This window comes from Paenibacillus sp. FSL R7-269 (genome assembly GCF_000517865.1).
In the GTDB taxonomy this organism is placed as follows: Bacteria; Bacillota; Bacilli; order Paenibacillales; family Paenibacillaceae; genus Paenibacillus_AQ.
Genome location: NZ_ASPS01000036.1, coordinates 1 through 25367, shown reverse-complemented (window position 1 = coordinate 25367; position 25367 = coordinate 1). Strand labels below are relative to the sequence as shown.

Annotated in this window: 24 protein-coding genes; 4 read left to right on the top strand and 20 right to left on the bottom strand. The window is 56.0% G+C overall.

Features of this window, described 5'->3' with window-relative positions; translation table 11 throughout:
• Together C162_RS17745 and C162_RS17740 are read right to left on the bottom strand one after the other, a co-directional pair.
• A complete protein-coding gene (locus tag C162_RS17745; protein WP_036696032.1) occupies positions 1–462 on the bottom strand; it encodes a GNAT family N-acetyltransferase in 462 nt (153 codons plus the stop codon).
• A 12-nt stretch (positions 463–474) separates the two neighbouring features.
• Complete coding sequence (locus C162_RS17740; protein ID WP_036696029.1) at positions 475–981, bottom strand: metallophosphoesterase family protein; 507 nt, start codon at positions 979–981, stop codon at positions 475–477.
• A 241-nt stretch (positions 982–1222) separates the two neighbouring features.
• Between C162_RS17740 and C162_RS17735 the strand changes: the two genes are divergently transcribed.
• Positions 1223–1795: an imm11 family protein gene (locus C162_RS17735; RefSeq protein WP_036696027.1), complete on the top strand. Its 573-nt coding sequence runs from the start codon at positions 1223–1225 to the stop codon at positions 1793–1795.
• Between the two features lie 69 nt (positions 1796–1864).
• Here C162_RS17735 and C162_RS17730 read toward each other — a convergent pair whose 3' ends face one another.
• The 5 genes from C162_RS17730 to C162_RS17710 all read right to left on the bottom strand — a co-directional run bounded on the left by C162_RS17730 (position 1865) and on the right by C162_RS17710 (position 7220).
• The gene (locus C162_RS17730) at positions 1865–3067 is read right to left on the bottom strand and encodes an anti-sigma factor (RefSeq protein WP_036696025.1); all 1203 of its coding nucleotides are present in this window, start codon (positions 3065–3067) and stop codon (positions 1865–1867) included.
• Positions 3060–3563, bottom strand: coding sequence for a sigma-70 family RNA polymerase sigma factor (locus C162_RS17725; RefSeq protein WP_036696022.1), 504 nt, complete (start codon positions 3561–3563; stop codon positions 3060–3062). Before C162_RS17725 ends, C162_RS17730 begins: the two co-directional genes overlap by 8 nt.
• Positions 3564–3829: 266 nt before the next feature.
• Positions 3830–5116 (bottom strand): AAA family ATPase, encoded by a 1287-nt coding sequence (locus C162_RS17720; RefSeq protein WP_036696021.1) that lies wholly within the window; start codon positions 5114–5116, stop codon positions 3830–3832.
• A 2-nt stretch (positions 5117–5118) separates the two neighbouring features.
• Positions 5119–6567: an RtcB family protein gene (locus tag C162_RS17715; RefSeq protein ID WP_036696019.1), complete on the bottom strand. Its 1449-nt coding sequence runs from the start codon at positions 6565–6567 to the stop codon at positions 5119–5121.
• 392 nt (positions 6568–6959) lie between these two features.
• Positions 6960–7220, bottom strand: a complete 261-nt coding sequence (locus C162_RS17710; RefSeq protein WP_036696017.1) for a YqkE family protein — start codon at positions 7218–7220, stop codon at positions 6960–6962.
• Between the two features lie 90 nt (positions 7221–7310).
• Here C162_RS17710 and C162_RS17705 point away from each other — a divergent pair, with 90 nt between their 5' ends.
• Positions 7311–7664, top strand: coding sequence for a winged helix-turn-helix transcriptional regulator (locus tag C162_RS17705; protein WP_036696016.1), 354 nt, complete (start codon positions 7311–7313; stop codon positions 7662–7664).
• 19 nt (positions 7665–7683) lie between these two features.
• On the opposite strand, the gene C162_RS17700 is transcribed toward C162_RS17705, so the two are convergent.
• Positions 7684–8187, bottom strand: a complete 504-nt coding sequence (locus C162_RS17700) for a GNAT family N-acetyltransferase (protein ID WP_036696014.1) — start codon at positions 8185–8187, stop codon at positions 7684–7686.
• A gap of 122 nt (positions 8188–8309) precedes the next feature.
• A complete protein-coding gene (locus tag C162_RS17695) occupies positions 8310–9149 on the bottom strand; it encodes an SDR family oxidoreductase (RefSeq protein ID WP_036696012.1) in 840 nt (279 codons plus the stop codon).
• Positions 9150–9351: 202 nt separating this feature from the next.
• Here C162_RS17695 and C162_RS17690 point away from each other — a divergent pair, with 202 nt between their 5' ends.
• The gene (locus tag C162_RS17690; protein ID WP_036696011.1) at positions 9352–10446 is read left to right on the top strand and encodes a M24 family metallopeptidase; all 1095 of its coding nucleotides are present in this window, start codon (positions 9352–9354) and stop codon (positions 10444–10446) included.
• A 113-nt stretch (positions 10447–10559) separates the two neighbouring features.
• Here C162_RS17690 and C162_RS17685 read toward each other — a convergent pair whose 3' ends face one another.
• Positions 10560–11267 carry a queuosine precursor transporter gene (locus C162_RS17685; protein WP_036696009.1) on the bottom strand — a complete coding sequence of 236 codons (708 nt, stop codon included), beginning with the start codon at positions 11265–11267 and terminating at the stop codon, positions 10560–10562.
• Between the two features lie 301 nt (positions 11268–11568).
• On the opposite strand from C162_RS17685, the gene C162_RS17680 reads away from it, so the two are divergent.
• Entirely contained in the window at positions 11569–13257 is a 1689-nt protein-coding gene (locus C162_RS17680) for a methyl-accepting chemotaxis protein (protein WP_036696006.1), read from the top strand.
• 105 nt (positions 13258–13362) lie between these two features.
• On the opposite strand, the gene C162_RS17675 is transcribed toward C162_RS17680, so the two are convergent.
• From C162_RS17675 to cbiB, 10 genes are all read right to left on the bottom strand, one after another.
• The gene (locus C162_RS17675) at positions 13363–13689 is read right to left on the bottom strand and encodes a YnfA family protein (protein ID WP_036696004.1); all 327 of its coding nucleotides are present in this window, start codon (positions 13687–13689) and stop codon (positions 13363–13365) included.
• A 2-nt stretch (positions 13690–13691) separates the two neighbouring features.
• On the bottom strand, positions 13692–15323 hold the full coding sequence (locus C162_RS17670) for a cobyric acid synthase (RefSeq protein ID WP_051493649.1): 1632 nt from the start codon (positions 15321–15323) through the stop codon (positions 13692–13694).
• Between the two features lie 823 nt (positions 15324–16146).
• A complete protein-coding gene (cobS, locus tag C162_RS17665) occupies positions 16147–16959 on the bottom strand; it encodes an adenosylcobinamide-GDP ribazoletransferase (protein WP_036696001.1) in 813 nt (270 codons plus the stop codon).
• Positions 16956–17513 (bottom strand): bifunctional adenosylcobinamide kinase/adenosylcobinamide-phosphate guanylyltransferase, encoded by a 558-nt coding sequence (gene cobU, locus C162_RS17660; protein ID WP_036695998.1) that lies wholly within the window; start codon positions 17511–17513, stop codon positions 16956–16958. The genes cobS and cobU overlap by 4 nt, the downstream gene beginning before the upstream one ends.
• A complete protein-coding gene (gene cobT, locus C162_RS17655) occupies positions 17510–18571 on the bottom strand; it encodes a nicotinate-nucleotide--dimethylbenzimidazole phosphoribosyltransferase (RefSeq protein ID WP_036695996.1) in 1062 nt (353 codons plus the stop codon). The genes cobU and cobT overlap by 4 nt, the downstream gene beginning before the upstream one ends.
• Before the next feature lie 748 nt (positions 18572–19319).
• On the bottom strand, positions 19320–20567 hold the full coding sequence (locus tag C162_RS17650) for an aminotransferase class I/II-fold pyridoxal phosphate-dependent enzyme (protein WP_051493651.1): 1248 nt from the start codon (positions 20565–20567) through the stop codon (positions 19320–19322).
• 5 nt (positions 20568–20572) lie between these two features.
• Entirely contained in the window at positions 20573–21661 is a 1089-nt protein-coding gene (locus C162_RS17645; RefSeq protein WP_084648965.1) for a D-alanine--D-alanine ligase, read from the bottom strand.
• A 9-nt stretch (positions 21662–21670) separates the two neighbouring features.
• A complete protein-coding gene (locus C162_RS17640; RefSeq protein ID WP_036695993.1) occupies positions 21671–23131 on the bottom strand; it encodes an aminotransferase-like domain-containing protein in 1461 nt (486 codons plus the stop codon).
• A 435-nt stretch (positions 23132–23566) separates the two neighbouring features.
• Complete coding sequence (locus tag C162_RS17635) at positions 23567–24214, bottom strand: histidine phosphatase family protein (protein ID WP_235218456.1); 648 nt, start codon at positions 24212–24214, stop codon at positions 23567–23569.
• Positions 24215–24363: 149 nt separating this feature from the next.
• Positions 24364–25329 carry an adenosylcobinamide-phosphate synthase CbiB gene (cbiB, locus tag C162_RS17630; RefSeq protein WP_036695990.1) on the bottom strand — a complete coding sequence of 322 codons (966 nt, stop codon included), beginning with the start codon at positions 25327–25329 and terminating at the stop codon, positions 24364–24366.
• Positions 25330–25367 lie beyond the last annotated feature (38 nt).

Sequence of the window (25367 nt, the reverse complement as noted above, 5' to 3'; positions counted from 1 at the left end):
TTAGAAATATAAATAATAATTGTAAAAGCTCTCGTCCCGCACATATCCATGGGCTTCGTATAAACGCTGTGCACCGGTGTTGTCCATCATGGTGGACAGCGTCAGGCCTTTGGCTCCTGTCCCCTGGGCGAAGCCCTTCACGCCTTCAAGCAGCAATGAGCCCAGTCCTTGTCCCCGCTGCTTCTGCGTCACGAACAGATCATTCAGAATCCATACCGGCTGGAGCGTAACGGAAGAGAACGAAGGATATAACTGCGCCAATCCATGAACCTGCCTGTCTTCACCCTCACCGGCAACCGCCATGAAGACAACCGATTCCTCATGCTGCAGTCTTGCCGTCAGGAACTCCCGGGCAGCTTCCAGGTCGGCAGCTTGGCCGTAAAAGCTGCGGTAGTCATTAAATACCGGTGCAAGCTCCTCCACATCCTCAAGACCCGCACGTTCAAAGCGAAAATTCAGCAAAGGTACGCCCCCTTATTCCCTGGAATCGTAAAAGACATGACGGGCGGTAATTGTACCGTCCTCAATATCCATCAGACCAAACGAATACTGCTTCTCCCGGCGTTTGTCCGTAGGCGAGCCCGGATTGAACAGCAGAATCCCGTTCTCCCGGCGCATCAGCGGCTGATGGGAATGGCCAAAGAGGATGCAGTCCACATCCTGGCCTTCAAAGGCCAGCAGCGCATTCCCATCCGTTCCTTTGCGGGAATATGGCGCGTGTCCGTGAATCATTCCAATGCGCATGCCCTCTAACGTAAGAATCTTACTCTCACCGAAGCGCTCAATAATATCATAGCCATCGTTGTTTCCGGCAATCCCCTCCACCGGGGCAAGCTCGGACAGCATGTCATAGATCTCCGGCGACACCCAGTCTCCCAAATGCAGAATGATATCCACCTGGCGGAATTCTTCCATAAGCACGGACGGCAAGCCCTTGGCCCTGCTTGAGAGATGGGTATCCGACACAACTCCAATCTTCATCTGCCTTCTCCTCCTTATTCAAAATGGCTAAGAAGCGCGGTAAACTGCGGTTCCCAGCCATTGTTATGTTCAAATCCAAGTTTACGTTCTATCATTGTACGATGCCCTGAAGAGGGAATGCAAGCGGGAGGCCCGGCTTCCGCCGCCGCTTCGCCTTGCCCGGCAAGGCGCTTTTCTTCTGCATTTGCGAACCCTATAATGAATGAACGCACCTTTAATTCAGAAAGGAGCGATAGTGCGTATGGACTACTATTTGCTCGAACCGCAATATCCCCGCAGCGGATTTATCAGCGGCGGCACAACCTTTATTCCTGAACTGGACACCAACTATATAGCTGTAGACGGCCCGCTGCCCGTTGATACAAAAGCTGAAGTCGAGCTTATGTCATCAGTCCGCAGCTTGAAGGTGGACTATTTCGAGACGGTCACGGGCACAAGAGTGGTATCAGATGCATTCAAAGCGCTACTGGAGCAAACCGACACAAACGTGCAGTTTATTCCCGCCGTTGTCCGCTATCATCATGGCCTCCCGGTTGAACGGACCTACTGGATCGCGCATCTGCCGGACCGGGTGGACGGCTTCGATTACGAACGATCAGAATACGGACGCAAAGCGGTGATCGCTGCTTCTGAGCACCAGCCGCCGCGCAAGCCCGTCAAGGTAATTTCCAGGCTCGTTCTCGATTCCGGCAAAATTGCCGGGCGGGAATTTTTCTTGCTGGCACACGTGTACGTGAGGCAGCCTATCATCTCTGGTGAATTCTACGCCCTATGCCAAAAGCACAAATTGAAGCTACAGGTCATCGCCATCTGATGCTGACTTGTATCTTGCCGGGAAGCGCTGTAAACTGCGGCTCTTGGACATTATCCTGTATTGCGATCCTCACTCCGTCCAGTTCCACAGCCGCACTTCCCCCACCTGGAGGTGACTCACCCATGAAGCCTCGCGCAGCTTCAGCAGTTCCTTGACCGGTCCGGTGACAACGGCCCCATAGAGCTTCACCCCGTTCTTCTCCAGATAAGCCACAGAGGTGTCTAACTGATTGATATACGCCGCTCTGCCCGCGAGTGTCTGATGCTGCTGCAGCAGCTTAAGGGTCTTGATGAAATTGGCATCCCGCAACGCGCCGCTCCCGTAAGACTCAACGGAAGGCGACACGCTGCTGAATGAGGATACGGAGCTGAACCAGCCTGTTTTTTCCTTGGTGACCTCTGATCTCTTCATATCATCCGCGTGCCACATAGGCTGATAGGGGAAGCCAAGCGGGTGTACGACCACATCGTTATCCCTCTCCCAAGGCCCGGTATCTGCTCCGAACCAGACAGGTTGAAGGTTCAGCGGCTCCAGCTGCTTCAGCAGCTCATCTGTGGTATATAAATGGCTGAGTAACAAATACGCCTCGGCAACCGTACCTTCAGGAAGCTTTGCAAGCCTCTTCCACTGATTATTGTCATCTCCTCCCCTGGCAGTCCCCTCCGCAGACGGATAATAGAACACTTTTCCAGACCCATTCCGCTCATCCGTCCAATTAAACTTACTAATATTAGCTAGTCCCAGATGGAGATCTTGGGTATAGCTGCCCACCTGAATACTCTCGCTGCCCACCTGCTTCAGCAGATTCCCGGATAACTCCAGCCGGAAAAAATAATGTACATCCGCTGAAAGCCGTACCGTGGTGTTAGGACGGGTAACAGCAATCGCTGATTCTACCACATCACGGTAGGTATTCATACGGTCGCCGGTGTTGTAGAAGACTGTTGTAATGATGCTGGTGATAACCGTAAAGATCAGGAACGCCGAAAATACAGTAAGTGTATTGTTAATCCGCGCCTTCCATTTGCCCCGGCGAATAATGGACTTCTCTCTTCGCTTCTTCTTCGCCTTTTTGAACCCTGGAGCTTGCGTATCCGTCTTGGTCCAGCTCCCAGTGGCCTGCCCGTCCTGCTCTTCCCGTTCCATCTGCTCCTCCAGATACAGCTGATACGCCTCAAGCTTCACAAGCTCACTCTCCAGCTCCTCACGCTCTTCCTCCGGGAGGGTGCCCTCACTGTACCTGCGTAGCTTCTCTTTAAATTCCTCACTCATGCTCATTCCTCCTCCGATCCGCCTCACGCAGCTTCTGCCTGGCGCGGAATACGAGTATCTTGTATTGGGACAAGCCTACCTCCATAATGTCAGCGGCTTCCTTATAGCTCAGCCCGTGCACATCGTGCAGCAGCAGGGCATGACGCTGCCCCTCCGGCAACTGGCTGAGCGCCCGCGCTGCTTCCTCCCAGCGTTCCTGCTTCAGCAGAGTGCCTTCCGTCGTCTCCGGGTGGGGCAGGCTGCTGAAATAAGCGCCTTCCTTCGCCACACTCCGCTTCTCCTTGCGCGTATAATCCACGAATGCATTATATGCAACCCGGAACAGCCACGGCTTAATCCGCTCCTCCCGGCAATCCTCCAGATACAGATACGCCCGGTAAAAGGTATCCTGCATCAAATCTTCAGCCGCATGATGGTCCTGGCAGAGGGAGCGCTGATAGCGGTAGATGTCGTCAACATATTGTTCATATAGTTCATCCAGCGAATTCGGCTCCATCTCCTCCCCCCTTACTCCATCCACGTATGAGCACGCGAAAAGTTACACTTTTGCAGGAAATTCCCTTAATACATTGGAACCCTAAACAAGTTTGCTCTAACGTGTGAACCATAGGTAGCATGGATACGCTTATTTAGAATGTGATCGGTTTTTCGATTACATTCGGTCGATGCGCCTCCCCGTCATCATTTCCTGGACATTACGAACAAAAAGGAGCCTCACGGCTCCCTCAAGTACTTGCTATTCCGCCTCTGTTCCCCGGCGGCTCAATAAAATCCAATGCTGGACGAAGCGTCCTTCATCCATTCCCGTTTGCGGCCCTTGTCCAGCTCGCCGCGCATACCGCGCACCAGAAGCTCCACATCTGCCGTGCCGTTCTCATGCCATTCCAGTGCGGCACTGACATACAGCTCGCCGAGCTGGGTCAAGGAGAAATCCCCGGTCAGACGCGCAGCGGTGGCCGTGCCTTCCTCACCTGCGAAGGCGGAGAAGCCGCGCAGCTGCAGATATTCAAGGCGCAGTGCCTCGCTTGGCATCTTGATCTCGTAGGCCCGGTCGAAGCGCCCGGCGCGGTTCATGAGACCCGGGTCGATTTTATCCGGGTAATTGGTCGTGCCGATCAGGAAGATCCCCTCCTTGGAGGTCGCCCCGTCCAGCGTGTTCAGGAAGAAGGAGCGCACCTCCTGCGGCATAGAGTCGATGTCCTCAATCACGAGTACCATCGGTGCCAGCCGGGCAGCAGCCTCGAATACCTCATTCACCGATTCACTGCTTGTGTACTCCGTAATCTGCCAATAGAGCACCGGTCCCGGCACGCTTCCGGCAATGGATTTGACCAGAGTGGTCTTGCCGTTGCCCGGATGCCCGTAGAGCAGAATCCCCCGCTTGTACGGGATATCATAGGTGACATAGAAGCTGCGGTCGCTGTCGAAGAACTGGTCGAGCGAGCGGTAGATCTCTTTTTTGATACCGGCATCCAAAATCACCTCTTCGCGCCTAACCGCACGCGTAATCGGCTCATCCTCACGGGAAATCCCGTTGCGCCGGTCGGTGAACACCGTCACCTTGTTGATATTCTGCTCCCGCTGGCGCTTGCGCACATTGCCAAGGAAGAACTGCAACTGAGCATCCGATGCGGCAAACACATAATCCTGAAAGTTGATCCCGTTCTCCTGAAACACCGGAACCCGTGCCAGCGCAATGCCCATCGCCGGATAAGCGAGCACATTATTGCGGACCGACAGATGGATATGATACTCCGGCTGCTCCTTCTCATCATCAAACACGAAGGTCCGGTCCTCCAGACGGTCAAAAATCCGCGCCACATGCTCCACACCATCATTCCCGCTCTGCACATCGTTCTCCAGCAGCTTCCAGTATTCGCTGTTGGGATCATCGCTGGCATACAGCTCGTAACGGACACCGTACCGGGTGTAGAGGGCTTCAAGGATGCCGTCCACCAGACGGGCGTACACATCGTAGCCTTTGATAATTCCGGCTCTCTCTTCATCATATTCATAGATTACAGCCGGTTTCTTGTTCTCCTGCTCCATCCTTATTTCGTCCCCTTTATCGCTGCGAGCGGCTTGCACTTGGCCACCACGGCAGCCAGGCCGGCGCCCGTAACGCTTTCTATGATCTCATCTACATTCTTATAGGCTTGGGGAGATTCGTCAATAATAGATTCCAGGGAATGCTGGTTCACAACAATCTCATCTTCCGTTCCTACCTTCATCGACCGGGAGAATTCCTGGACACTCACCAGCCGCTTGGTGGCCGAGCGGGAACGGATACGTCCTGCACCATGGCAGATGGAATAATAATTCTCTTCCCCGCCGGGCTGGCCGACCATGATATAGGATGCGGTGCCCATCGAGCCGGGAATCAGCGCCGGATGTCCAGTCGCTGCATAAGGGCGCGGATTATCCGCATGCTCTGCCGGCAGAGCGCGGGTAGCCCCCTTACGGTGGACGAACTTGCTGCCTGAGGAAGTCTTCTCTTCCCAGGCGTAATTGTGCATCAGATCGTAAAGGGTACGCAGCTCGCACTTCGTGCCGAAGACATCCCGGAAGCCCTCACGGACTCCATAAGCAATCAGGTGACGGTTCACAACCGCATAGTTCAGTGCCGAGTTCATCAGATTAACATAGCGCTGAGCCTGAGGATGCGCCAGAGGTGCATAGATCAGGCGCGGATCAGCGCTGCCCAGCCCCAGCTGGCCCATGACCTTGGCGAACGCCGGGGTGCAGAACTGATTGACCATACCGCCCCAGGCCCGTGAGCCGGAGTGGATCATAACGGCAATCTGCCCATCCTTCAGCCCCCAGGCTTCGGCTACTTCCCGCTGCTCCTCTGCGATCTCAATCGCCTGAATCTCCACAAAATGATTGCCGCCGCCAAGAGTTCCAAGCTGGCGGTGGCCCCGGTGCCAGGCCATGTCCGGCAGCTCATTCAGAATCTCTTCATCGAAGCCGAGCTTGCTGATCTCCACATGGGACAGCGCACTTGATTTCTTCGGCGTGTAGCTGTCCGGGATATATTTGTTCGGCAGGCCGTGCAGCCCCTTGCGTACGATATTCTCCAGCCGGATATCACTGTAGTGGCCGCGCTGCTGGGCCTCCATCGGCAGATATTTCTCAATGGCGCGGACCAGCTTGCGGCGCAGCTTCACTTCACGCAGATCATCCATATGCAGGTTGGTCAGATGCACGCGCATCCCGCAGCCGATGTCACTGCCCACAATGGACGGCGACACATAGCCTGATTGGGCATCCCAGACAGCGGTTGTACCGATGCAGGTTCCGACGCCTACATGCACATCCGGCGTATAACTCATATATTCGATGCCGGGAATCTGCAGATTATTGTTAGCCATCTCCAGGACCTTGTAATCCAGCGTACCGAATAATTGCTCACTGGCGTAGATTTTGAGGTCGCCGCCCGGAAGGGCCACCTCATGTTTATAGCGGGACATTTCCTCCGCTTGGTGCTCCATGCTATTCATATCTATTTTCATTTCCTCTCAGGTTGGGTTTCTGGTTAGGTTTCCATAGGGGTTCAGCAAATTCCGAGTTTCCAGGTACACAAAAAGAGCCGCAGACCAGTTCTGATCATGCGGCTCCCGGCGCGCTAAGTGCAGCTTCCCGTTGAAGCTTGCACCCGTTCAAAGCACACCTGTATTCAGTTCAGACATCAGCAGCAATACCCTGCATATTATGTCTTCCGGACGAAGGCGATGAGATCAGATCGTACATATGCGGTTGTGAGGTGATCCTGCTGTCTGTTCCGTTTATTTGTTCCAATCATGACTCATCAGCCTCCCTTCTCTAAATGATAAACCCAATAATATATGGCCTTGCAGCAGATTGTCAACCCTTATTCTGGTAAAGAATTATTTTACTTAAATTTGGACCAGTCCTGATTGCTGTTCTCCAGCAGATGGCCGAAATCATTTTCCAGCCGCTTCTGCTCCGCCTTCCGCTTATCCTCGGCTGCCTTTAGGACAGCCTCCTTCTTGTTCTGTTCTTCTGCCTTGAGCGCATCGGACTGCGCCTTTAGCTTCTCCAGCACCTCGCCGCTCAGCATATCCTTCAGGGTTGCCGGGGCATCCGTTGCCGCAGGGCGCGGGGCCGGTGTATTCTTCTTCTTTTTTGCCATGGGAATCATCCTTTCATGCAGCTATAATCCTTCAAATTTGTTTTAGGTACAGGGAAATTCGTTTATAATGTACAGTAAGAGGTGAGCCTAATGAAATACACAGAGTTATGTCCAAGATTACAAAAAAGCATGGATATTATCGGCAGACGCTGGACGGGCTTAATCATCTATCAGCTGCTCCAGGGCCCCCAGCGCTTCGGGGAAATCGAGTCCTCACTGCCTGTCAGCGGCAGGCTGCTGTCTGAACGGCTGAAGGAGCTGGAGCAGGAAGGCATCGTGCTGCGCGAGGTGTTCCCGGATACCCCCGTCCGCATCCAATATTCGCTTACAGGCAAAGGCCGGGCGCTGGAATCCGTCATTCGCGATCTTCAGGTCTGGTCGGAATCATGGATTACGGAAGAGGAATGCCGTTCCGCCTTCAGCCCTCCTACGCAACCTCAATAAGGCCTGTCTATTTATATATTTACAGCTTGCGGCCAATGATGACCAGATCGCGCGGGATGCCGTCAAGCACTGCGACTCCAGGCAGCAGCCCCCATTCCTTGAAGCCGAACTTCCGCAGCAGGCCGAGGCTGGGCTCATTATGGCCGAATACGAACCCGACCAGATTCTGCAGCCCAAGGCGCGGACATTCCTCCACTGCCTTGGCGAGCAGAATACTTCCCGCACCGCTGCCGCGGAATTTCTCATTTACATAGACGCTAATCTCTGCTGTTCCATTATAAGCCGGCCGTCCGTAGAATGACTGGAAGCTGAACCAGGCCGCGATCTCGCCGCCCTGTCTCAGTACCCACAGCGGCCGGTGATGGCTGCTATGCTCATGGAACCATCCCACCCGCTCCTCCACGCTAACCGGTTCAATATCCGCAGTTACCACTCTACCGGCAACCGTCGAATTATAAATTTCCACAATTGCATCCAAATCCTCAATTCGTGCATCCTCTATGGTATAAGCCTGCCATTCCATGCTCTATTTCCTCCTAATTGTGGTATAAGCATACGTACCGTAATTATACTCCAAGCCGGTCCTATTACGCAGCAGTTCCACAGTTTCAGCAATGCTGAAGCAACCCTACTGAAACGGCTTTACTAAAGCCCCGTCTGATCCAGACTCCACTTCCATAATCGTGCGGCCGCTTCTGTATCCTCCGCCCGTGGCGTCAGCTCCTTGATCTTGCGGCGGTAATAATATTGCCCGCTTACCCCGTCCAGCTCCGGCGCAGTTGCCAGATAGATGGCTGTATCCGCTCCCTGCTCTGGAGTGAGGAAGAAGTAGGACATCAGCTTCAGAACCCTGCGTCCGAAGCCAGTCTCCCGGTTCACGCCGATGCTCGTTCCTACTGCACCCGGATGCAGGCTGTTCACCGTCACCTGCGTTCCCTTCAAGCGTTCCGCCAGCTCACGGGTGAACAGAATATTCGCCAGCTTGGAGCGGGCGTACGCCTTGCCGGGATTGAAGCCACGGGATAACGTATGATCCTCCAGATAGAGCTTGCCGATCTTATAGGCTCCCGAAGCCACAACCACAATCCGGCCCTGCTCAGCAGCCTTGAGGTTATCCAGCAGCAGGCGGGTCAACAGGAAATGCCCCAGATGATTCACGCCCAGATCCAGCTCGTAGCCATCTGCTGTCAGCTCACGCTTCAGCGCGACCACCCCTGCGTTATTGATCAGAACATCCAGTACCGGATATTCGGCAGTGAACTCCCCGGCAAAAGCGCGAATGCTATCGAAGGAAGCGAGATCGCACAGCATCAGCCGGATCTGGCTGGAGCCGCTCTGCCGCACCGCTTCGGCAAGCGCCTCTTCCCCCCGCTTAAGGCTGCGGCAGGCCATAATGACAGTTGCTCCCCTGCGGGCCATTTCTACGGTTGTAGCCAGTCCCATCCCGGAGTTCGCACCGGTGATCAGTACGGTTGTGCCTTGCATGGACTTCCTCCCCTTCCTCGCCGGCCGGCACAGCTCAAACACCGGCCTAACTTACTCCATATCCGAGTATATGCGCTAAGCTCATGTTACATCATTTCAGAGAGTTAACATAGTCTTCGTCCGGGATGTGCAGGCTTCAGGATTATGAATTATAATAGGAACATTGCTGTTCAAGCGTGTAGATGAAAGGGGAACTATTGAAATGAATGCAGCTCTGCAACAACTGGAGCAGGACATGGCGGCCGCAAGCCTGGATGCCCTGCTCGTAACCGATCCTAAGCATGTGTACTATCTGACGGGCTTTGCCAGCAACCCGCATGAACGTTTTCTGGGCCTGCTGCTGATCCGGGGTGAAGAACCGGTGCTGATCGTTCCGGCGCTGGACGCCGAAGCCGCGCATGCCGCCTCCTTGGTGAAGACAATTCTGACACACAGCGACACGGACAACCCGTACGCTCTGCTGAAGTCACGCTTTGGCAGTGTTACTCTGGGCAGCATCGGCATCGAGAAGGAACACTTCTCCGTCAGCCGGTATGAGCTCCTCGCAGAGGCGGTCGCCGCAGGTTCCTATCAGGATATCGGCCATCTGCTCCGGGCCATGCGCGCGGTCAAGACCCCGGAGGAAGTACGTATCATGAAGCATGCCGCCGAGCTGGTGGAGGAGGTTCTCCGCCAGGGTCTGGCGCATGTCAAAGCCGGAGTCAGCGAGATTGAACTGGTAGCAGAGCTGGAGTATCTGATGAAAAAAGTCGGCGCCTCCGGCCCCTCCTTCGACACGATGGTGCTGTCCGGTTCGAACACGGCCCTGCCTCACGGCGTACCGGGCGAACGCCTTATTCAGCCGGGCGACCTGTTAATGTTCGACCTCGGTGTATATGCCGGTGGCTATGCTTCCGATATCACCCGCACCTTCGCGGTGGGAGAAACGGACAGCAGACTGCGTGATATATATAGTACTGTGCTTGCCGCCAATGAAGCGGGCATTGCCGCCTCCGTGGCCGGAGCGTCCTTCGGTTCTGTCGACAAGGCCGCACGTGATGTGATTGACGCCGCAGGTTACGGGGAGTACTTCATGCACCGTGTCGGACACGGACTGGGCATGGACACCCATGAGTACCCTTCGCTGCACGGACTGAATACGGATATTATCCAGAACGGCAACGTCTTCACCGTAGAGCCGGGGATTTATGTGCCGGGTCTCGGCGGTGTGCGTATTGAGGACGATGTGCTGGTCACCGCCGAAGGTCCGCAGACGCTGACCAGCTTCCCTAAAGAATGGACCGTGCTTAACCTGTAATTCAGCTGAACGCAGGAAGTTTCAAGTTAGTGCACGAGCCTACTGTACTTCACGGCACACAAAAGCCCCAGTCACCCGGATCTTCGGGGGCTGGGGCTTTATGATGGGAAGGCTTACTCCCGGATAGCAGGCTTCTGCTCTTCCTCGGCAAATTTGAAGGAACGGCCCAGATACAGCACCGGCGTGCCGGCGGCCGTGAGGATGAACTTGGACAGGTAGGTGGTCAGCAGAATCTCGGTCCACACCTTCATGTCATAGGTTCCGGCAAAAGCAATCGTACAGAAGATCAGCGTATCGACAAAGGAGCTGATCATCGTGCTGCCATTCGAGCGGATCCATAGCTGCTTAGAGCTGCCGTAATACTTCCGGATCCAGGCGTAGAGCCGTACATCCAGGAACTGGCTGATAAAATAAGCGGTCAGACTGCCCAGCGCCAGTCTCGGCATCAGGCCGAATATCGTCTGCAGCGCAGATTGGGCAATGTCCGTCTCCTGCGGCTTGAACACCAGCACCATCTGCATAATGACGGTCGTCATCAGCAGCGTGAAGAAGCCGAACCACACAGCACTCCGCGCTTCAGCCCGGCCGTACCGCTCATTGAGCAGGTCACTGGTCATATAGAGCGTGACATACATCGTATTACCCAGCGTCATCACGATATCGAACGGCATTGCAATGGTCTTGGCGACCTGGATATTAGCGACTACGGTTGCCATGCCGACCCAGGCGTAGAGCCCTTTTTTACCGAATAAGCGGTAGCACAGCAGAAAAAACACAAAATTAACGACAACGAAACAAACGCCCCACAACAAGTTAAACATAATACCTGGTATTCCTCCTAGTTTTGGTTACGCGGGATGGTTACGAACCGCGGATCACAATAGTCAAGAAACAAAACATAACTACTCTATCACATACAAAGCTAACATGCTATGAAATTTTAAATTTTCAGAAAAGCAGCAATTCCTTGCTTCTTTTTGCCGAAATAGTGATAGAGTCATTAAATATTCAGGTATTTCTGAAAATAATGCAGCATATAGCAATTTTTCACTATTCAACCGGAGGTTAATTCTATAGAATATGGAGATTAAGATGCATTTCACGTAAAAAGGAGCGAATGCCATGTTTGGCTTCAAAAAATCAATTAGTCGCAAGTTCACGCTGTTGCTGTTCGTCGTTCTGCTACTCACTTCTCTTACGTTGAGTATCAGCTTCTACCTTATATCTATCGGCACCATTAACAGCTATGTCATTCCGCAGATCGACAAGTCTCTGAGTGCCGCCGCCCAGGATGCTTATAAGAACCTGAATGCAACCAGTGCGCAGCAGACCCTGAACAAGAATGAGCAGGCTAGGACCAATGTCGAATTCTATCTGGAGGATAAGCGTAAAAAGCTGGATGTGGATACTATCTTCCTCATCAATCTGAAGGATGGCCAGGCCACTGTCCTGACCGCAGATCATGGTGCCAAGCTCAAACCGGATGAAGTAATAGAAGTATCTCCTGCCATGGAGCAAGCCTCCAAAGGAAAAACTGGACTTAGTGAAATGTATAGTGATAGCCATGGTATACATAAAAGTGCCTATGTCGGCGTTCCCGGAACGACCATGATTGTAGCTGCAAGCGCAGATATGGACTTCGTCAAAGACAAGATGAGCAGCATCCTATGGACAAGCGCAGGAATTACCCTGCTGGCACTGCTGGTAGGGGTCACTGCCGCAGGCTTCATGAGCCGCAGAATCACCCGTCCGATCACTAAGCTTGCTGCCTACAGCAACAAGCTGGCAAGCGGCGACTTCACCGAAGCGCTGACTCTGGAGGGTACCGATGAAGTTGGACAGCTCTCCGAGAGCTTCCGCATCATGAGTGAGCGCCTGAAGGAGATGATCGGACATGTACTGGATACCTCCGGGACAGTAGTAGCCGATTCCAATGATCTGAAAACGCGTGTCCAGATCCTTAATGAGATGGCTGAACATTCAGCGGTCTCTGTGGAGGAGATCGGCAAGGGCAGTACCATGATTGCCAGCAGTGCCATGGATAACTCCCGGGCCATGGATGAGATCAATATGGGTATCCAGCATATTGCTTCCGCCGCCGGTGAGGTCACCGAGCAGATCAGCGAGGCTTCCACCGAGGCCCAGAGCGGCAATGATATTGCCCAGAGTGCAGTGGAGCAGATGCGCCAGGTAGAGCAGGCCTCCGAACAGTCGCTGGAGCAGTTCCGCTTGATGAACGAACGCTCGCTGATGATTGGGGAGGTCGTACAGGGGATTACCGAGATTACCAAGCAGATTCAAATGCTGTCGCTTAATGCTTCCATTGAGGCCGCCCGTGCCGGGGAGCATGGCCGCGGATTCGCTGTGGTGGCCGGGGAAGTGCGCAAGCTGTCCGAGCAGTCCAAGGAATCCAACGAGCAGATCCGCGAATTCCTGCTGAGTCTGCAGGCAGATATGACTCAGTCCGTATCCGAAATGAACCATGTCAATGCGGAAGTGGCTTCCGGAATGAACAAGGTGGCCGAAGCCGGTAATGCTTTTAACCACCTGCTGATCCTCATTCAGAGCATCAATCACAGTATTCAGTCCGTCTCTGCCGCCACTCAGCAGATCTCGGCAGGCACCGAGGAAGTCAGTGCCTCTGTAGAAGAAACGGCGCAGATTACCGCCAAGTCGCAGCAGAACGCAGACACACTTGCCGACAACTCAGCACGCCAGCACGAGGAGCTGGAAGGCCACGCGCTGACCGTCGAGCACCTCTACCAACAGGCCGTGAAGCTGCAAAAAGCCGCTCAGCAGTTTAAGATTTGAGGGCGCTAAGCGCTACTTAACTAAATTAACTAATAGAAAAAGCAGTTCCCGAGGCGATGCGGCCTTTGGAACTGCTTTTTTTTGGGGAAAAGTGAAGAAAGTTGCTCAGTGCCTGGGCGCCCATAAAATGACGGATACCCCGATGACGCAGATGCCGGCTCCGATCCAGTCGTAGAGATCCGGCGTCTTGCGGTCCACCAGCCAGCCCCACAGTACAGCCAGGACGATGAATACTCCGCCATAAGCGGCGTATACCCGGCCAAACGAAGGGAATTTCTGCAGGGTCGGGATTATACCATAGGCGATCAGGATAACCGAGCCTGCTAATCCATACCATACCGGGCGCGATTCCCGCAGCCAGAGCCAGACGAGGTATCCGCCGCCGATCTCAGCGAGACCAGCTACGACAAACAGCAGCACGGCAAGCAGCATCGCTATTCTCCCCCTCCCGGCAGGCCCATAATTGCATATACCGCAGCCATATTCAAATGGGACTCTACAGCATCTGCCAGCCGGTCGAATTCCTGCTCACGGAGTGCAGCAGCCGAGAAGGTGGCGGGTAGCGGTGCTAGTCCCTTGGAGATACGCAGTCCGTTCAGCCAGCTCCGGCGCAGAGCATCATTGTGGAACAGCCCGTGCAGATAGCTGCCCCAGACTCTGCCGTCCCGGGTCCCCCAGCCCTCCGGCACTGCCTGCCCTTCCGATGCGGCCAGTGTAAACAGGCTGAGCACGGAAGACGGGTCATGGTTCGTGGTTGTTCCCATATGTATCTCATAACCGGCGACAGGCAATGTTTCCGGTGTTACGCCAGTGGCTGCGTCGCTTAACTGCAGGGGATGATCCGCAGCCAGCCCGCCGCTCACCCGCACCGTAGTCTTGTGCTGGAGAAACGCTGTCGAGAGCGGCAGATAGCCCAGCCCCTCGCTCTCTCCCGGTTCCGCACTCTCTACGGCATGGGGATCAAGCAGCTTCAAGCCCAGCATCTGATACCCGCCGCAGATCCCGGCAAGCTGTTGCGTTCCCCGCTCCAGCGCACGCTCGATTGCGGCCGGGAACCCCTGCTCGCGAAGATATTGCAGGTCAGCAGCGGTGTTTTTCGTGCCCGGCAGGATAATCACATCCGGTGTTCCAAGCTCATCTGCCGACTGCACATAACGTACGGCAGCATCCGGCTCCTCCTGAAGCGGATCGAAGTCGGTGAAGTTGGAGATCCGCGGATAACGGATGACGACGATATCTAGCTCCTTCGCGGACTCATCCCGCTGGCGGCCGGACGTTCCTTCCAGTACTACGGAATCCTCCGCCTCAATCCGCAGCTGCGGCAGGAACGGCAGCACCCCAAGTACCGGGATGCCTGTGCGCTCCTCCAGCCAGTCCAGTCCGGGCTGTAACAGGGAGACATCCCCGCGGAATTTATTGATGATGAAGCCTTTGACCCGGGTGCGTTCATGCGGCTCCAGCAGCTCCAGGGTGCCGACGATGAAGGCGAAGACCCCGCCCCGGTCAATGTCGGCGACCAGCAGCACGGGTGCATCTGCCCATCCGGCCAGATTCATATTGACGATATCCCGGCTCTTGAGATTGATCTCCGCCGGACTGCCCGCGCCTTCCATCAGCACAATATCATAGGCCTCCCGCAGCCGTCCGAGTGCATCCATTACGGTACCCTTGGCTTCCGGGAGGAACTTCTCGCGGTATTCCCTCGCGCTGAGCGCAGCATGCGGCACCCCGTGCACAACAATCTGCGCACTCATCTCCCCGGAGGGCTTCAGCAGAATCGGATTCATATCGCTGGTAGCCGTAATGCCGAAGGCTTCCGCCTGCATCCCCTGGGCACGGCCGATTTCCTTGCCGTCCGCTGTGACATAGGAATTCAGCGCCATATTCTGCGACTTGAACGGGGCAGTCCGGTAGCCGTCCCGGGTCATTATCCGCCCTATGGCGGCGGTGACCAGGCTTTTGCCGACATCGGAGGCTGTCCCCTGGATCATCAGCACAGCGCCGGGCCGACTCTGACCGGCTTCCGCTGCCCGGGCTGCGCCTGTGTATGCGGCTGTATCTTCCATGTTCATCTTCCTCGCTTTCTTGCTGCTCCCGGCGCTTGGCGGCGGTGCAGGTGTTGGCCGCCGGGCGTGGTGCGGCGTATAGGTGTAGGGCTGGCGCACATGAGCTGGACGGCACAGCCGGTTCTTGCGCCGGGCGAAGCGGTGCACATGGGCTGGACGGCGCAACGAGGACCACTGGCACAACACCTGCTAATTGTGTTCGGTTTTCCGCATACATCGGGCCCCGCACACCCTACCTACACATTGTATGTTGTTTTCAGCATACATTCGAGCCACAAACACCCCTACCTGCACATTGTATGCTGTTTTCCGCATACATTCGAGCCACAAACACCCCTACCTGCACATTGTATGCTGTTTTCCGCATAGATTGGCCCAAGGATTTCATATTTAGTCCTTTTAAGGTTCATCATGCCCACCCGCTAGTGTAAATCTGATGATGCATTAGTCTTCAGCAGATTTTCACCTGTGAGCATTACTTTAACTCGTCGCTTGCTGAAATTTCGCCGTCCCCCGGTTAGGGTGTAGAGGGTGGCTTAAACGCAGCTTGTACAACTAAATCGTTTGGTCTGCCGCCGAATCTCCGTTTAGCTGTATTTCGTGCATTTAAACAGCCTCTATATCAGGATTTTCGCCCATTCAGGTAAATTTAGTTGTACAGACTACAGTTACAAGAAGAAAGCCTGCCGTTTCAATGTTTTTAGTTGCACAGAATACATGTATCACTGATTGTTCGCTACGGGCGCAGCGCGAAGCGGCGCATAAATGCTGCGTAGGTACGGCGCATTATTCAGACGGACGCGGGCAGGTGGCTCGCGGCCCGCTAAGGCAGGTTGTGCTGGAGCAGTACCAGCACAAGCAGGACCACCGTCTCCAGCAGCTCGCCCAGCGCGCCGTAGACGTCGCCGGTGAGCCCGCCGAGCCGGCTGTTGATCCGCCGCGCAGCGAGCCTGCCGCAGGCCGCCGCGGCCAGCGGTGTCAGGATGGCCGCAGCCGCCAGCAGCGGCCATGCCCCGCTGCCCGCGCCCAGCGCCAGAGGCGCAGCAGCTGCGGCCAGCGTCAGCAGCACGGCGCTCAGGCCCGCGCGCCGCTCCTGCCGGGCAGGCAGCCCGCCGAAGGTGGCGGCCAGCCCTTCATTGCCGCGGGCCAGGGGATAGCGGGCCATCGCCCGCACCATGTACCAGCGGCCCCAGACCGGCGGCAGCAGGAGCAGCGGCAGCAGGCTGAAGCTGCCGCCTTCGAGCCATGCCGCCAGCAGCGAGGCCTTCAGCAGCAGGAGCAGCACGCAGGCCAGCACGCCCATAGCGCCGACACGGCTGTCCTTCATGATCTCCAGCATCCGCTCCCTGGAGCGGTAGCTGAGCAGCGCATCGGCGCTGTCCATCCAGCCGTCCAGGTGCAGCCCGCCGGTCAGTCCTACCCACAGGATGAGGGTGACGACAGCGGCAGGCCAGGCCGGCAGCAGCCAGCCTGCTGCGGCGGCGCCAAGTAGGGTGCTAAGGCCGATGGCTGCCCCGACGAGCGGATAATAGGCCACGCTCGCGCGCAACAGTTCCGGCGAGAAATCTTCCTTGGTGCGGACCGGAAACCGCGTCAGGAATTGAAACGCAGCCGCGGCATTTCCCCGCGCACTCACAGCAGATACTCCCGGCTTCTCAGCTCAATCGGGATTCCGGCAGTCACGAGAAAGACCTGCCCGCACCGGGCAGCCAGCCTGGCGTTCATTCTTCCCGCTAAATCACGGTATAGCCGCCCCAGCGCATATTCCGGCACAATGCCGTCGCCCACTTCATTCGTAACCAGAATCAGCGTGCCCTCGAAGCCCGAGACCGTTTGCTCCAGTTCCGCAATTGCAGCCTCTACCAATTCCTTCCTGCCGCTCTTCTCCTCCACAGCCAGCAGCTGATTCGACAGCCAGAGCGTCAGGCAGTCCACCAGCACAGTCTGGCCGCTGCCGGAGAGCTGCTCCAGCAGCGCTGCGAGCTTAAGCGGCTCCTCCAACGTCTCCCACTGGAAACCGTCCGCCTGCCGCTGTTGCCGGTGCAATGCAATCCGCGCCTCCATCTCCGCATCAAAAGCCTGTCCGGTTGCCACATAGACCGCCCGCTGCGAGTCAGCCAGCTTGCGGGTCAGACGCTCGGCGAAGCCGCTTTTACCGCTGCGTGCCCCGCCCGTGACCAGAATGCTCATACGCTCTCCGAGCCGGAGACGCCCGCACTTTCGAAGGTCGCCATCTCACGCATAATCCGGCAGACCGCTTCGATAAAATGCAGACATAGCGCGCCCCCGGTGCCTTCGCCCAGCCGCAGGCCCATATCAATCAGCGCTTCCAGACCGAGGCGGTCCAGCATCAGCTTATGCCCCTGCTCACCAGAGACATGGGAAGCGATCATGTACGCTGTGGATTCCGGTGCCAGTGCCCGGGCGATCAGAGCTGCCGCACCGGAGATGAAGCCGTCCAGAATGACCGGAATCCGCAGCGCCGCCGCACCGAGAATCAGCCCGGCCAGCCCGGCAATCTCGAGCCCTCCGACCTTGGCGAGCACATCAACCGGATCAGCGGGGTCGGGGTTATTTACCTGGAGGGCACGTTCGATTACCGAAATTTTGTGCTGAAGCCGCTCATCGTTAATGCCTGTCCCGCGTCCTGCCGCCGTCTCTGCCGGAATGCCCTCGAGTGCGCACAAGACCGCCGCACTGGCTGTCGTATTCCCGATGCCCATCTCCCCGGTAATAAAAATCTCCGTGCCGTTCTTCACCGCCTCCTGCGCCACATGAACTCCGGCCAGAATCGCGCGCAGCGCATCCTCCCGGCTCATCGCCGGACCTGCTGCCATATTGTCTGTGCCCCGGCGGACCTTGCGGTTAATCAGCTGCGGGTGGTCGATATCGCCGTTGATCCCGATATCCACGAATTGTACCTCAGCACCGCCTTGACGGGCCAGGACATTCACAGCCGCCCCGCCGTTGAGGAAGTTATAGGCCATCTGCATGGTCACCTCCTGCGGAAAAGCACTGACGCCTTCACAGCAGACCCCATGGTCTGCGGCCATAACCACAACCGTTCGTTTGCTGTAGCAGGGCTGCTCTACTTTGGAGATTCCGGCCAGCCGGACAGCCAGCGCCTCCAGCCGCCCGAGGCTTCCGGGCGGCTTGGTCAGACTGTTCAGGCGGAGCACCGCGCGTAGTGTAGCTTTTTCGTCAGGCGGAGCGATCCGTCCGGTTACTTCTTGAATGGCTGAGATCATGATATTGCCTCCTATTAGATAGTGCGAAAGCGGACTCCCGCTGCAAGAATACATCTGTGTCTGCTGATCAGGTTACGTTGAAGCTGTTTATCAGTCATTGAAGTTTAAATCCGCAAGTATTGCAGGCTATGCCGCTCACTAGCGCACTGAAGAGTCTAAGCCTGCCTGTATTAGAAGGATAAATTTAGTCAAATTGCTGCTGTGGAGGTAGTCCACTGTATGAGCATGCTGTGTAAAAGTTGCAAGGTGCGGGGGCAGGTGTGCAGGGTTGGCGGAATGGTGCAACGCGGGGTAGGCCAAGTTAGCCGAAATCAAGTGCACTAATACCCCTCATTCGATCGCCTGGCCCCATTTCGCCAAATTCAGGTGCACTTATGCACCTCAGCACAATAGGATCAAAAGGATTTACCCTTCTCATTTCCTCACCAGCCTAATTTCCGCCACCATCAAAGGGATTTCTCCCTCTCTTTCCTCCCATCAGCCCACTTCGACCACAATCAAAGGGATTTCTCCCCCTTATTCCTCCCGCCAGCCTACATCCCGCCACAGTTACCTAGTTAGCTGCTAACCGTCTACCTGCCCGCCAACTTTCAGCACCATCAAGCTCCCACCGGCTCCCCAGCCTTACCCCATTACAAGCCCAAAAGCCCCCTCCAAATGAAGAAGGGGGCTTCCTGATCCGGCGGCGGGCCGGAATGCTGTTTCAATCTCCCTATTTCTTCCTTTAAGGATTATAGGTGATATGAAATCATCTTACAATTACATTTTTACCTGCAAAACTATGCAGCATTGTCATCTTCATGAAGCCTTCCAGCCGCTCCAGCGCTTCGGTCAGCTTCGCCGTAGAAGCGGCGTAGGAGCAGCGGATGTAGCCTTCCCCTCCAGCTCCGAACACATGACCCGGTACCACGGCAACCCCTGCCTCCTGCAGCAGGCGCATGGCGAACTCTTCTGAACTGAGCCCGGTGCGGCTGATCGAAGCGAAGGCATAGAAGGCCCCCTGCGGCATATGGCAGGACAATCCGGCGGACCGCAGGCCCTCCACGATCAGCGAGCGGCGTTCTTTGAAGCACGCCTTCATCCGCTCCATATCCGGGAGCGCACTGCGCAGCGCTTCGACCGCAGCAATCTGCCCCGGCAGCGGTGCGCACATGGCGGTGTATTGATGAATCTTCAGCATGGCCGAGAGCAGCTCGCGGTTCCCGCAGGCATAGCCTACCCGCCAGCCCGTCATGGCAAAAGCCTTCGAGAATCCGCTGATCACCACCGTCCGCTCCATCATCCCAGGCAGAGAGGCAATGCTGACATGCTTGCTGTCATAAGTCAGCTCGGCATAGATCTCATCAGAAATGACAATCAGGCCATGCTCCTTCACCACTTCAGCAACCGGCAGCCAGTCCTCGTAAGTCATAACCGCTCCTGTAGGATTGCTTGGAAAATTCACCATCAGCAGCTTCGTACGCGGCGTTACCGCCTTACGCAGAGCTTCGGCAGTGAGCTTGAAGCCTTCCTCTACCTTCGTCTCCACCGGCGCCAGTGTCCCGCCGTTCAGATGGGCAATAGGAGCATAGGCGACATAACCCGGAGAAGGAATCAGAATCTCATCCCCGGGAGCCATGAATGCCCGCAGTGCCAGATCCACCGCTTCACTGCTTCCCACCGTAACCAGAATTTCATCCGCAGGATCATAGCGCAATCCGAAGCCCGTCTCCAAATAGCCGGCAATTTCTTCCCGCAACTCCGGCAGTCCGCTGTTCGAGGTATACCCCGTCTCCCCGCGGTCGAGCGCACGGATACAGGCTGCTCTTACCTGCTTGGGTGTAGCGAAGTCCGGCTCGCCTACTCCTAGTGAGATAATATCGTTGTTACCCGCAGCCAGATCAAAAAAAGCCCGGATGCCCGAAGGCGGAATCTCTTGTAACCGCGGATTAATAATATGACTGTGCATAGGGCTGCTGACTCTATCTACAGGCAATGCAGCATTGTCCCTTCTCATCGTACTCATAGCCTGACACCTCCAGATTCTACAGGCTGCGCTTGAGGGGCTTGAGGGACATGATGTGCATGATGGGTATGATTGGAATAACCGGCTTGCTGCGCATCCTTGACTTGCCCCTGCGGCTTAACTCCTGCATCCACATCCGTCCGTGCTCCCTCGCCAAATGCACCTTTCAAGCCCCCGCGCTCACACAGTGACCCGGTAATGATCTCATCCAGCAGGCTGCTGAAGTCCATCCCGGCTGCCTCTGCACTCTGGGGCAACAGGCTGGTTGCCGTCATTCCGGGCAATGTATTCACCTCCAGCACATAAGGGATGCCATCCTTCAGCAGCATATCCACCCGTGCATACACTGCGCATTTAAGCGCCCGGTAGCAGGTTAACGCCGCCGTCCGTACCTGTTCCTGCACCGCATCCGGCAGCCGGATAATCTGCTCCTCCGCTCCGCCCTGCTCGTATTTGGCCTCATAATCGAACCAGTCTGCACTCAGCGATTGAATCCCGATGACCGGCAGCAACTCTCCCCCCAGGATGGAGCAGGTAATCTCCTGTCCCGGGATGTATTGTTCAATCAGCACCGCTCCTCCATCCGCACTAGCAAAAGCCTTATCCACCGCCGCCCGCAGCCCCTCTGGCCCTCTTACCTTGGTCATCCCGATGCTGGACCCGCCGGAATTCGGCTTCACCATCACCGGATAACCGAGCCGTTCCACGGCTTCCGGGGCATAGTCGTCCATGCTGTCCCAACACAGCCAGTCGGGTGTGGGAATGCTTTTGCTGCGGATGATCGTCTTGGCCAGCCCTTTATCCATACACAAGCTGCTTGCGAGCACCCCGCTCCCGGAATACGGGATTCCGAGCGTCTCCAGGGCTCCCTGCACCGTACCATCTTCCCCGTAGGCCCCATGCAGGGCGAGCAGAGCGAAGTCCAGTCCGGCCGTCCCTTCCAGCAGCTCTTTACGCGAGGTAATGTGTACCGGGATTCCTGTGTATTTTGCCGGATCAAGCGCCTTCAGCATCTCTCTGCCAGTCTTCAGCGACACCTCATATTCGGACGATACCCCGCCCATAATCACACCTACTCTTAGCATATCCGCACCTCATTCTCCCATTAATGTCCGTGCTGTCTTCCCGATGATTGCAATGCCCCGCACAATATCCTCATCCGCCACCCTGGAGAAGCCCAACCGCAGCGTATTCTGTCCTGCACCGTCTGTGAAGAAGATGTCTCCCGCCGTAAAAATAACCCCCCGCGCGTGGCAAGCCGCCAGCAATTTCCTTGTGTTGAAGCCTTCCGCGAACGTTACGAACAGATGCAGCCCCCCATCACCCGACAAGGAGGCATATGGTATATGCTCCTTACAGCAGGCCAGGGTCAGCTCGTATTTGCGTTTATACTCCAGCCGGGCTTTTTTGAGATATTTCTCCAGGTTGCCGCCCAGCAGATATTGATACAGAATGGACTGGTCAAGCGTCGAGGTATGAATGGTCCGCGCCCGCTTAACACTCTCCAGATAATAGATCAGCTCCTCATCCGCCAGCACCCAGCCTACCCGCAGCCCGGGGAACAGGACCTTGGAAAAGCTGCCGAGATACACCACGCCGTTCCCGCCGCCCGCCGCCGCAATTAACGGAGCCACATGGGCGCCAGAATAGCGCAGTTCTTCATTGAACCCGTCCTCAATCACCGGCACGTTGTAGTCCTGCATCAGCTTCATTAGCCCTTGTCTTTTCTCGGGGGACATGACGATGCCGGTGGGATTATGGTAGGAGGGAACCAGATAAGCACAGTCATATGGCCGCGCCTCCAGCGCCTGCTTCAGCTCCCCGAGGTGGATGCCGTCCCGCTCCATCGTGACCCCGTGAATTCCGAAGCCGTGCAGCTTCAGATTCTTGATTGCCGTATGATGCGTCGGATTCTCGCAGACCACTGCGCCATGCCGCTTGCCGAGAGCCGACAGCACCAGGTCGAAGCCCTCCGTGAACCCGTTCGTAATCAGCATATCCTTGCCGCGCAGATCCACGCCTTTATGCTCCATATATTGCTTGAGATAGTCTATTAACGGCTTATAGCCTTTGGCATATCCATAATTCAGCAGAACGTTGCCCTCTACGGACATACGCTCCAGGAACGCTCTGCGGACATGATCCAGCTCGAAGAGACGCTCATCCGGGGCGATGCTGGTAAAAGAAATCGTGCCCTTCTCCGCGCGTATCCCCCGCTTCATAATGTCCAGCTCCTCTGCAAGCAGCGCCTGCCCGCTAAGCCGTTCCTTCCAGTCCATCGTCCATGAGGCGGCTTCCGCACCGTTCTGCGCTGCCGCGCCTTGGGCGACATAACTGCCTTGACCCTGTACGGTATAGGCGAAGCCATCGTCCTCCAGACCCTCATAAGCCGAGATCACCGAGTTCCGGCTGACCTTCAGCAGGCTGCTGAGTTCGCGTGTCGAGGGGAGCTTTTGGCCGCCTTGGAGCGCGCTTTTGATGATGAGATGCTTCATATAATCCTTCACCTGGATCGATACCGGACGCCCGGTAATGAGCTTGAAATCCTTAAACATCCTGCGATCGCCTCCATAGCTATCATGGCACAGACTTTGCCGTAAAAAAAGAACCACCGCCCCGGGATTTTCTGCCGGACGTGGTTCTGTGGGGGATGAGGGGCGGGAATGTGGAGCTAATATTGCTTATACATGCGTCTTCTCAGCATACCGGTAATGGGGAATACCTGATGCGGGCGGATGCGGACGGGTTGTGATTATCGGGTATTTTCGTGTATTGCCCGGGCACTAATTGAGCGCTCCCTGAGGGTTCTATTGTATTTTGTACAATCAGATAAGCGTATATTGGCCCTTTTTCGTATTCTGCTGCATTATGTGCATTAGAAATTTGGATTTTGCCTATTATCGGGCTAATTGCTGCAATTCTGTTGCAGGAAATACAGCAGAATGAGTTATGGATACGTTTTTTGGATCATTCTGATGTACAAAGTGCAATCACCCGTTAGCATTCTCCGCCGCCATCTGCCAGCTTCCTCCAACCTTCAGCAGACGCAGGACCGTAACCTCACCAGGAGCCGGTGCTGCTGCGGTATAGAATGTCTGGCCTTCAATGATCTGCGCCAGCAGCTGCCGGATGACGCCGCCATGGGTCACCAGTAATATACGGGATGCATCGGGAGCCTGCACCTCCCGCAGAAGCTCTATCCAGAAATGATCAACCCGGGCAGCGAATTGCGCCCACGCCTCCCCTTCCGGGGGCGTTGCCGACCCGGGGTTGTCAATCCAGCTCCGGTACAGCGGATTATCCTTAAGTTGATCATACGTGTAGCCCTCCCACGCCCCGAAGTCCACCTCCCGTAGCCGGGAATCATAGACTGCCTGCGGCATCAGGTGCGGAAGCAAGGCCGCTAGAGTTTCCCGGCATCTGCGCAGGTCACTGCAATAGACACTGCGGAACTCCCCGCCAAGCGGTGGCTGTGTCCGTAGCTTCTCAAGCCGCTCTGCCTCTCCCGGCACAAGCGGCAAATCGGTACTGCCCAGATAACGGTGTTCCTTATTCCACTGGGTATAGCCATGTCGGACTAAAACCACTTCCAGCTCCGGCTGCGCAGGGTTGGTCTGAGGTGACTGTGTACTCTGCAACTTTTGAGCCTTCTGACTGCCCCAGGTTTCCTGTGTATTCTGTGTATTCTGAGCATTCTGAGTTTTTCGAGCATTCTGAACCTTCTGAGCTTTCTGGATTGCCGGAGAAGACTCCCCCGCACCCAATGCTTGAACTTTCTTCAATCTGCTCAACCCCCGATCCCATGCCATAGCAGGGCAACGGCTGCACAGATGCAGACAAAGATAGCCGAGGACCACATCATCATCCGCGAGGTCACAATAATATCCTCCGGCTCCATCGTCCGCAGCGGATCACCCATGTAAGCGCGAAAGGAAGTTACGCCATGGTATACATTCTCACCGCCAAGCCGGATGCCAAGCGCCCCGGCTACTGCCGATTCGGGATACCCGCTGTTCGGGCTGGGATGCAGGCGGGCATCCCGGCGAACCGTGTGCCAGCATCTGCGCCAGTCCAGCCGCAGAAGTGCCGCACATAAGGTTAAGAGCAGCGCAGTCATCCGCGCCGGTATGTAGTTGGCAACATCATCCAGGCGGGCCGATGCCCAGCCGAGATCGCGGTATTTATCATTCTTGTAGCCGACCATGGAATCCAGCGTGTTCACTGCACGATAAGCCATAGCCAGCGGTGCGCCGCCCAGTAAGGCGAAGAACAGCGGCGAGATGATCGCATCGACGATATTCTCCGCGACCGTCTCCACCGTACCGCGCACAATCTCCGGGCTATCCAGATGGTCTGTATCGCGGCCAACGATCATCCCGAGCGCCCGGCGGGCGGCGGGCAGATCCCCCGAGCGCAGCTCGGCGTAAACTGCCATGCCCGCATCCTTCAGCCCTTTGGAGGCAATGGTGGTGGAGATCAGCCACACTTCGGCTGCTCCGGCCAGCCAGGGCGATAGCCGGTAGAGCAGCATGACAACCAGCGCTGTCAGCGCCCATGCGCCGCCTGCTACCAGCAGAGGAAGAAGAATCCCTGCCCGCTTCAGAGCATTGGGCGTTGCAGCGAAGCGGCGAATCCCCCGCTCCAGGGCACTAATCGCCTTCCCCATATAAATAACGGGATGGGGAAGCTTGCGCGGGTCGCCGGCTATCCGGTCCACAATATAAGCAAAGAGCAGGATGATAGCAAGCTTCACCTTGGATCACCCCGCCGCTCTGTATAGTAGTCCGTGTT